Raw genomic sequence first — 3,431 nt, forward strand, 5'->3', positions numbered from 1 at the left:
GCACTACCAGCCCGACCGTCACTCGCCGTCCGGCCGCCACGTCACCGTCTCGTCGGGGTTCCCGGCCGGGCGCTCGACTCGGGTCCCGAGCCGCCCGTCCTCGTCGACGGTGATCGTGACGCGGCGCACGTTGCGCTCGTACAGCCGATACCGACCCCTCTCGGCGTCGACCGCGACGTGTTCCGTCACCAGGTCCATGTCCTCGAGCGTGTCCAAGCGCCGGTACACCGTCGACATCGGGATGTCGCACTCCTCGACGAGCTCGGCGACCGAGGTTGGTTCGTCGAGCTCCGACAGGATCGTCCGGTTCGTTTCCTCGCTCAGCGCGTCGAGGAGCCGCCGGACGGAGCCGGACTCGCCCCGCTTCGACCCGGCGTCACTCATCGCCACCGACCGGCGATGCGGGTTCGCTTCGCCGGTCTCCGCCCCGGCCTCCTGTGCGCTTCGCCCTCCGCTCGGCGTGAGAACCGCTCATTACCGACGTTTGCGCGCACAGCGGCTAATGTAACCGTTTGGCGCAGGACAACGACCGGTCTCGACGGCCGAGAGCGGCGGCTAGCCCCGATTCGAAGGCAGTACCCAGCCGCCGCCGAGACAACAGCGGGCCGTCGTCGGGAGTAGCTAGCCGCCGTCGGGCTCGCCCACTTCGATCGGGACGCCGATCATGTTCCCCCACTCGGTCCAGGAGCCGTCGTAGTGCCGCACGTGTTCGTAGCCGAGCAGCTCCTCGAGGACGAACCACGTCACCGACGACCGCTCTCCGATCCGGCAGTAGACGATGATGTCGTCCTCGGGGGTGATCCCCCGAGACTCGTACACGGCCGCCAGCTCCTCGGGCGACTTGAACAGGCCGTCGGGCCGGACGTTCTCCGCCCAGAACACGTTCGTCGCCCCGGGGATGTGGCCGCCCCGCATCGCCCCCTCGTTGCTGCCGGGGGGCTTCGTGATCTCCCCCCGGAACTCCTCGGGCAGGCGCACGTCGACGAACTTCGTGTCCGTGTCGAGCGCCGCCCGCACGTCCGTGCGCGCGGCCCGCACCGCCGGTCTGGCCGGCGCGTCGGGCGCGTCGCCGTATGCTACGGCTGGCGGGTCGACCGGGTCCGTCGTGGTCGGGTAGTCGTGTTCCGTCCAGTACTCTCGGCCGCCGTCCATGATCCGGACGTCCGGGTGGCCGTAGTAGGTGAGCTGCCAGTACAGGTGGGCCGCGAACCAGTTCCGGTTGTCGCCGTAGATGACGACGGTCGTCTCCTCGGTGATCCCGCTCGATTCGAGGAAGGCGGTCATCTCTTCCGGAGAGAGGATGTCGTGTACCTCCGTCGACCGGAGTTCGGTGCGCCAGTCGACGCCGACGGCGCCGGGCGCGTGCCCCTCCTCGTAGAACGAGGCGTTGACGTCGACCTCGAGCAGGCGCAGGTTGGGGTCGGCGGCGTCGAACCGGTCGAGGCGGGCGTCGACCCAGTCGGGGCTGACGAGCACGTCCGTCGCGTACCGCCCCGCTAGCGACGCGCTTGTGGGCTTCCGCTGATCGTCGTCGGGTGGGGTTTCTGCGGTCATGACTGTTGGTCGGCGAACCGTTTCGCCAGCTCCGCGGTCGCGCGTCGAAGCCGGTACGACACCGTCGAGCGCGGCTCGTCGAGCTCCGCCGCGAGCTCGTCGAGCGTCACGTCTCGCGGCGTCTCGAAGTACCCGCGTTCGACGGCGAGCAACAGGGTCTCGCGCTGCTCGGCCGGCACGTCGGGCCGGGAGAGCAGCTCGCTCTCCCAGTGGTCGACCTCGGTCAGGTGTTCGAAGGAGAACGACAGCCCGTCGCCGAGCTTCGCGGACAGCGTGTCGTACAACATTCCGATCTTCGAGTCGTCCTGGACCAGCACGCGCCAGCGGATCGTGTCGCCGGACAGCGTCTGCTCGAAGAGGACGCCCCCGTCGACGTACTTCGCCGTGATGAGCGGGACGGACTCGCAGTAGTCCACGTCAGAGACGTACGTGTACGCCACCCGCCGCCGCTGCTCTTCGGTCAACAGGCTCGTCGCGCGGGCCGAGCGACACGCCCGGCCGCTGATCGACTCGCGGTCGACCGACTCGTCTAAGAGCAGCTCGTCCACGGCGTCGAGGTCGGCCGCGTCGCCGGTCACCGACTCGAGCTTCCACAGCTCCGTGGGGTCCAGACACGAGTAGGTCGCCTCCGACTGGAGGGAGCCGCGGTCGATGAACAGGTCGACGTACTCGTCGGCGCCGGGCTCGTACGTTATCTCGAAGCTGAAGTCGTACATCTGGCGGTGACTGGTCCGGTCGTGCGGTCTCGGTTCGCGGCGGTGACGGTGACCTCGCCGGCGTCGGGCCGCGTCCCGGCGGGAAGTTGTCCCTCGACAACGCGTGTGATATGGGCCCGACGCACTTACGTTGTCTCGTATGGAGCTTTCACCCTCGGGTCGCGAGACGCCGACCGCGCTCCGGAGCCGTCTCCTCATCCCGGCCCTCCTCGCGCTCGCCGCCGGGATCGGGGGATTCGCTCTCGGACTGACCCACGACGACACCGTCACCGCGCTGGGCGCGCTGCTCTTCCTCCCCAGCGCCGCGCTGCTGTTCGGCATCGTCGCCAAGCGCCACGGCGTCGGTCCGTTCAGGCGGTCGAGCCGTCGGTCGGACTGACGCTCGGCGCGGCGCACTCCGGTCACGTCGCCTCTCGCATGCGGGCGGCGACGAGCCGGTCGACGTTGAACATGAACACGGCGACCGCGGCGAGGACCGTCGCGAAGTAGACGACGAGCTGCGGCGGGCCGGACGCGGCGCCGCCCGCGACCGCCCCGCCGAACCCGACGACGAGGAGCTCCGCCCACGTGATGACCACGCGCGAGAGCAGCAGCGTTCCGACCGACGACCGCCGGGTCGGCGCGTGCGCCTCCGAGCCGTCGCTCATCTCAGTACGCCTCCTCGGCCGTGATCGGGCCGCTGAACGCCGAGTACAGGACGGCGAAGTACACGGCGACCAGCGGTAACAGCAGGGCCGCGCCGATCGACATGAGGTTCAGCGGCAGCGTCGAGACGACGGCCTCCCCGACCGTCGCCCCGGTCGCCGGGTCGATGCGCGGGTACATGAGGACCGCGACGACCGCGGTCAGCCCGTACGTCAGTCCCGCGGCCGCCGCGAGCGCGGCGAGGTCCGCCCCGCGTCGAAGCGCGACGCCGTAGCCGACGCCGAGCCCGACGGAGGCGGTGACCAGCGCGAGCACCGGGGGCGATAGCAGCGCGTCGACGCCGGCGGGGAGCCGAGTCGCCAGGGCGCCGAGGGTCGCGGCGACCGCGAAGAGGTACGCCGCGACGGCCCCGACGCCGATCTCAGTCACCGTCTCGGGGAGCGCGTCTCGGGCCTTCAGGCGGAGGAACGCGGCGCCGGAAACGACGGTCAGCGCCGTGACGGCGACCCCGGTGAC

The 3,431-nt window shown here is 70.4% G+C and carries 6 protein-coding genes; 1 reads left to right on the forward strand and 5 read right to left on the reverse strand.

Going from position 1 to position 3,431, the window contains the following annotated elements; all coding sequences use genetic code 11:
• Positions 1–18: 18 nt before the first annotated feature.
• From B9G49_RS10955 to B9G49_RS10965, 3 genes are all read right to left on the reverse strand, one after another.
• Positions 19–384: a helix-turn-helix domain-containing protein gene (locus B9G49_RS10955; RefSeq protein WP_086216388.1), complete on the reverse strand. Its 366-nt coding sequence runs from the start codon at positions 382–384 to the stop codon at positions 19–21.
• Between the two features lie 237 nt (positions 385–621).
• A complete protein-coding gene (locus B9G49_RS10960; RefSeq protein ID WP_086216389.1) occupies positions 622–1,554 on the reverse strand; it encodes a sulfurtransferase in 933 nt (310 codons plus the stop codon).
• Positions 1,551–2,270 (reverse strand): helix-turn-helix domain-containing protein, encoded by a 720-nt coding sequence (locus tag B9G49_RS10965; protein WP_086216390.1) that lies wholly within the window; start codon positions 2,268–2,270, stop codon positions 1,551–1,553. The genes B9G49_RS10960 and B9G49_RS10965 overlap by 4 nt, the downstream gene beginning before the upstream one ends.
• A gap of 139 nt (positions 2,271–2,409) precedes the next feature.
• On the opposite strand from B9G49_RS10965, the gene B9G49_RS10970 reads away from it, so the two are divergent.
• Positions 2,410–2,649, forward strand: coding sequence for a hypothetical protein (locus B9G49_RS10970; protein WP_049932799.1), 240 nt, complete (start codon positions 2,410–2,412; stop codon positions 2,647–2,649).
• 22 nt (positions 2,650–2,671) lie between these two features.
• Here B9G49_RS10970 and B9G49_RS10975 read toward each other — a convergent pair whose 3' ends face one another.
• Both B9G49_RS10975 and B9G49_RS17045 read right to left on the reverse strand, forming a co-directional pair.
• Entirely contained in the window at positions 2,672–2,917 is a 246-nt protein-coding gene (locus B9G49_RS10975) for a hypothetical protein (protein WP_086216391.1), read from the reverse strand.
• 1 nt (position 2,918) lies between these two features.
• On the reverse strand, positions 2,919–3,431 hold a 513-nt coding region (locus tag B9G49_RS17045; RefSeq protein ID WP_233125201.1), incomplete at its 5' end, for a cytochrome d ubiquinol oxidase subunit II.

It is taken from the genome of Halorubrum sp. SD683 (assembly GCF_002135045.1).
Taxonomy (GTDB): Archaea; Halobacteriota; Halobacteria; order Halobacteriales; family Haloferacaceae; genus Halorubrum; species Halorubrum ezzemoulense.

Coding starts and splice junctions, on each gene's coding strand:
- B9G49_RS10955 (WP_086216388.1), bottom strand. CDS start 384: ATGAGTGACGCCGGGTCGAAGCGGGGCGAGTCCGGCTCCGTCCGGCGG.
- B9G49_RS10960 (WP_086216389.1), bottom strand. CDS start 1,554: ATGACCGCAGAAACCCCACCCGACGACGATCAGCGGAAGCCCACAAGC.
- B9G49_RS10965 (WP_086216390.1), bottom strand. CDS start 2,270: ATGTACGACTTCAGCTTCGAGATAACGTACGAGCCCGGCGCCGACGAG.
- B9G49_RS10970 (WP_049932799.1), top strand. CDS start 2,410: ATGGAGCTTTCACCCTCGGGTCGCGAGACGCCGACCGCGCTCCGGAGC.
- B9G49_RS10975 (WP_086216391.1), bottom strand. CDS start 2,917: ATGAGCGACGGCTCGGAGGCGCACGCGCCGACCCGGCGGTCGTCGGTC.